This window comes from uncultured Corynebacterium sp. (genome assembly GCF_902782855.1).
Taxonomy (GTDB): Bacteria; Actinomycetota; Actinomycetes; order Mycobacteriales; family Mycobacteriaceae; genus Corynebacterium.
Window position 1 is genome coordinate 1 of the sequence record NZ_CACZOO010000304.1, and the last position, 5,025, is coordinate 5,025.

General features: G+C 71.8%; 3 protein-coding genes and 1 pseudogene. 3 read left to right on the plus strand and 1 reads right to left on the minus strand.

Annotated features, from left to right (window positions below):
- The 3 genes and pseudogenes from QZV72_RS12330 to QZV72_RS12340 all read left to right on the plus strand — a co-directional run.
- Positions 1-399: pseudogene (locus QZV72_RS12330) on the plus strand (hypothetical protein); the annotation flags it as partial.
- Positions 396-953, plus strand: coding sequence for a hypothetical protein (locus QZV72_RS12335; RefSeq protein ID WP_297008885.1), 558 nt, complete (start codon positions 396-398; stop codon positions 951-953). The pseudogene QZV72_RS12330 and the gene QZV72_RS12335, both read left to right, overlap by 4 nt.
- 61 nt (positions 954-1,014) lie before the next feature.
- A complete protein-coding gene (locus QZV72_RS12340; protein ID WP_297008886.1) occupies positions 1,015-2,442 on the plus strand; it encodes an aminopeptidase P family protein in 1,428 nt (475 codons plus the stop codon).
- Between the two features lie 14 nt (positions 2,443-2,456).
- Here the strand turns inward: QZV72_RS12340 and QZV72_RS12345 are convergent.
- On the minus strand, positions 2,457-5,025 hold a 2,569-nt coding region (locus tag QZV72_RS12345; protein WP_297008887.1), incomplete at its 5' end, for a lipid II flippase MurJ.

Here is a 5,025-nt window from a genome sequence, read left to right on the forward strand (position 1 = left end):
CCGGGCACCGGGCCGGACAAGGTGCCGGGCACCGGGCCGGACAAGGTGCCGGACACCGGGCCGGGCACCGGGCCGGACAAGGTGCCGGGCACCGGGCCGGACAAGGTGCCGGGCACCGGGCCGGGCACCGGGCCGGACAAGGTGCCGGTGCCCGGCGTTCTCTGGGTCACCGACGTCGCGGCCACCGTCGCGATGCTCGCCGACACCCACCGGACGGTCCGGGACCCCACCAGGGCGGAGGTGATCGTCGCGACCGCCCGGGCCGACCACTTCCGGGGTCTCTCCGAGACCGACGGTGTGCGCTTCGTCGCCCCCGTCCAGCAGATCATCGACGCCTGCGGCCTCGGACCCGCCGCAGAACGGTACGCCCTCGACCGCGTCCGACGGTGGTTCACGTGACCCGAACACCCCTGCGAACACTTCCGCGCGCCGCGGAACTGGCAGACGTACCTCTCACTCCGCCTCCCCCGGGACGGGGCCGGATCCGGTATGTCGGTGTCGCCGAGGCCGTGGCGTCCTTCACCGCGGCCCTCCCCCGCCTGGTGTGGAACATGACCGCCCTGGAGTCGGGCACGATGACCCTCCCTGAGGTCCACACGCTGCTCGGTGGCGTCACCGTCGGTGGACACCTGCTCGACGAGGAACGTCGCGTCCTCGACCTCGCCGCCCGCTGTGCCCGGTGCGCCCGTGGTGCGGAGACAGCTACCGGTGGCGGGATCACGGTGGACGCCGCCCTGGCACGCTACGCGCGGGCCGTCGTCGCCGGGGAGGGGGGACGCCGGGACCTGGCGTCCGCCCAGATCGGCCTCGCCGCCGACCTGCTGCCCACCGGCCACCGGGTCCCGCTCGTCCCCCGGTCGCGCCGGGTGGAGCTCACCCACGCACTGGCCACCCTCGACGACGGTGACGCCGGTGAACTGACCGGCTTCCTCAGGGACTGCACGGTGCTGTGATACGGACCGGTCTCGTAGAGTGAGACCCGCGAGAACACCGTGAGCGACAGGAGAGCATCCCATGGCAGACGCCGACGACAGCACGACACACCCCAGGATCCCCAGGATCCGTGAGGCATCCGGATTCAACGCCGTCATCACCGAGAACTGGGGGCCGCTCGACCGCACCCCCACCCTCACACCGGGTGCGGCGGCGGCCGCACAGGCCCACCGTGAGCGGTTCCTCGCCGCCGTGGACCGCCCCGGCGACGGAGTCTTCCTCATCGGCTCCGGACTGCCGACCGTCCGCAACGACGACAACGACCACGCCTTCCGCGCCTCCTCCACGTTCCTCTGGTTCACCGGTATGGGCGTCGATGGCTCCTACCTCGTCCTCACCGACTCCGGCGCCACGCTCTACACCCAGCAGCCCGCCGGCCCGGGCGACCCGGACTTCTTCGGCAACGCCGCCTACGGCGAACTGTGGGTCGGCGCGATGACCGGCCCGGCGCAGTGGTCCGAGGCCCTCGGAATCCCGGTCCGCCCGCTCAGCGAACTGGACCGCGACCTCACCACCCTCGGCGGCCCGTTCCGCGGCCTCGGGCGCATCCCCGACACGCTGGCCCGGGCATTCGACGTCCGCGCCGACGCCGACGCCCGCCGCGTCGCCGACCGGCTACGGCAGATCAAGGACGCCTGGGAGATCGACCAGATGCGTGCCGCGGTCTCCGCCACCGTCCTCGGCTTCGAGCAGACCGTCGGCCAGATAGCCACGGCCAAGACCATGGAACGCGGCGAACGCTGGCTGCAGGGAACCTTCGACCGGGCGGCCCGGACATACGGCGTCGACGTCGGCTACGCCACCATCGTCGCCACCGCCGGACACGCCGCCCACCTGCACTGGACCCGCAACGACGGCCCCGTGCGTGACGGTGACCTCGCCCTGCTCGACATGGGGGTCGAGATGGAGTCTCGCTACACCGCCGACGTCACCCGCACCGTCCCGATCTCCGGGACGTTCACCGACGTCCAGCGCGCCGTCCACGACATCGTCGTCGCCTCCCAGCGCGCCGGCCTGGCGGTCTGCACCCCCGGCCACCGCTACAGTGACTTCCACTTCGCCTCGATGCAGGTCCTCGCCGAGGGTCTCGACGACCTCGGACTGCTGCCCGTCTCCGTCGACGAAGCCCTGTCGACCGACGGTCAGCACCACCGCCGCTACATCGTCTGCGGCGTCGGCCACCACCTCGGCCTCGACGTCCACGACTGCAGCCACTCCCCCTACGAGGACTACCAGGACGCCATGCTCGAACCGGGCATGGTCCACACCCTCGAACCCGGCCTGTACTTCCACGTCAACGACCTGACCGTGCCGCCGGAGTTCCGGGGCATCGGCGTGCGCATCGAAGACGACCTCCTCATCACCGCCGACGGCCACGAGAACCTCTCGGCCGACCTCATGCCCTTCGGCACCGACGAGATCGAGGCGTGGACGCGGGCCCGGCTGTAGCCCCGGTGCCCCACCTACCGCGCCGGGCCGGGTGCAGCGGTGGATGCCGCAGTGGGTGCTGTGGTGGCACCCTTGTCCACCCTCGGGGCGCCGTGCACCGTGATCTCCGCGACGGTCGCGGCGTCCGGCATGGGCAGTCCGGTGATCCAGAGCAGTACCCGGTCCCGGGCCTCCGGCAGGTCTTTCGTGCCCTGCTCGCCGTCGGCCACCGCACCCGCGTCCGGTGAGAGCCGCAGCGTGTCACCGGTGGAGGTTCCGGTGGTCAGCAACGTCGTCTGGTCCAGGGAGGTCACGTCACCGGACGCCGAGCGTAGCTCCACCGTCATCCCGGGGCGCACCCCGGCCAGGTCCACCTCGGTCAGGGCCGTTGCCTGCGGCAGGGTCAGCAACAGGCCGATCCCGTCCTTCAGGGCGGCGTCCGTCGGACCGAACTGCACCTCGTACCGGGCGCTCGCCCAGGCGGTGTCCATGTTCCCGTCGACGGCCAGGCCGGCGTCCTCCGGATTGTCGGGGGTGCCGCGACCGTCCGCCGGGGCCCACTCCACCACACCGGTGGGCCGCTGGACGGAGACGGTGCCCAGACCCGATCCACCCCGGATCGAGTCGGTGGTCAGCGGTGAATCCTTGCGGTTGCCCCCGAACACGGCCAACGCCACGACGATCAGTGCGACGACCGCGATGACGCCGACGACCGTCGCCGCGCCGGTGGCGGCGAGACGACCGCGGTTCTCCGGGGCGGCACCGAAACCGGTACGGTCGGTGACCTCCGGGGCGACGTCCACCAGGGCCTGCAGATGGGGGCCGGTGTGCGGCGCGTCCGACGGGTGGGTGGCGGTGCGCAGCATCCGGGCCAGCTCGTGCCCGTCGGAGATCCCGCCGGAGCGTGCGGCGTCCACCACCGAGGCGAGGCCGGCGGGGACAGCCGCCGGCCCGCCCGGCACCCCGGAGAGCAGCAGGGCGAGGGAGACGCCGATGGCGTGCACGTCCGCCCGCCCGGGGTCCGTGCCGGACTGGCCCGGCACCGGGCCCGGGAAAGCGAGGACGGCCCGGCCGTCGGTACTGATCCGCAACCGGTTGCGGTGGTCGATGCCGAGCGCGCAGCCGGCACCGGAGGCATCCGCCAGATCGGTCATCGCGTACCCGGCGGCCAGCGGGTCCGGGCCGGCCTCGGCCGCGCGGGTCAGCGGGGAACCCGGTGTCCAGTCCGCCACGACGACCACGACCGAACCGGCGTTGCAGATCTCCCGCACCAGCGCGACCGCCGGCGACGTCGCCGTCGCCTCGGCGAGCCGGGCGGACGCCGCCACGATCTCGGCCGCCGACCGACCCGACTTGAACGTGTCGATGATGGTCAGGGCGACCAGATCCCCGTCAGCGTTGTCCCTGGCCTGCCACAGCCGGGCGGTCGGTGACCCGCCGTGGTCGGCGAGCAACCGGAAACGGCCCTGCAGGACCGGTGCTCCCGGCACCAGACGCGGCCCCCGGACCCGACCGGCCGACAGTGGCGGCAGTGCACCGACGAGTCCGCCGCCCATCCCGGACGCGTCGCCGAACGACAGGTCGGTGATCTTCGTGACGGAGGCGGGGGTGTCCTCCTCCAGCTCGGCGGCGGCCTCCGCGGCCCCGCGGAAGAACCGCCCGACCAGCGGCAGCTTCGCCAGGGCCGCACCGATGGTCAGCACCTCCGGAAGCTTCGAGAACGACAGGATGAACCCGGCGATGAGCAGGAAGAGCACACCGGTGACCAGGAGGCGCACGATGAAGCCGATGGAGGAGGAGTCGCTGACGCCGAAGGCGGTGAGCAGTGCGTCCACCCGCCAGACGATGAGCGCGGCGACGACCGAGGCACCCGACGCCCACAGTGCCGTGCGCAGCACGCTGCGCATCCCCAGGTGGCCCAGGGAGCGTTTGAGCAGCCGGTGGCCGATGATCGCACCGGTGACGAAACCCATGCCGTTCGCCGCGCCCAACAGCACCACGACCAGGCGCGGCTCACTGGCGACGTGCGGCGCCAGATAGGCCAGCACCAGCTTGGTGACCGTGATGCCGGCGATGATGAAGGTCGGTGTCCACACCTCCTCGCGGGCGTAGAAGACGCGCAGGTGCAGCAGCACCAGGGAATAAGGGATCAGCGTGAACGCGGAGAAGCTCACCGTCCAACCGAGCACGTTCGCCGCCTCCGGCGAGTAGTCGCCGTAGGCGAACAGGGCCGGTCCGATGACCGTGCCGAAGGCCGTGAGATAGACGATCACCGGCACCATCGCCAGCATCGTCAGCCGGGTGGCGGTCGACAGGTCCTTCACCACGGCCTTGTCGTCGCCGTCGGCGGCGTTGCGCGACAGGCGTGGCATGAACGCGGTGAGCAGTGTGACGCCGATGATGCCGTAGGGCATCTGCAGCAGCTGCCACGCCTGCGTGTAGATCGTCGGTGCGGCGCCGTCCGCGGACGACGCGATACGGTTGTTGAGCACGAAGCCGACCTGCGAGATCAGGACGTAGACCACGATGGCCACGGCCATGCCGCCGAACTGCTTGAGCCGGTCGTCCAGCCCCCACAGTGGACGCAGGTTGATACCCGCCTTC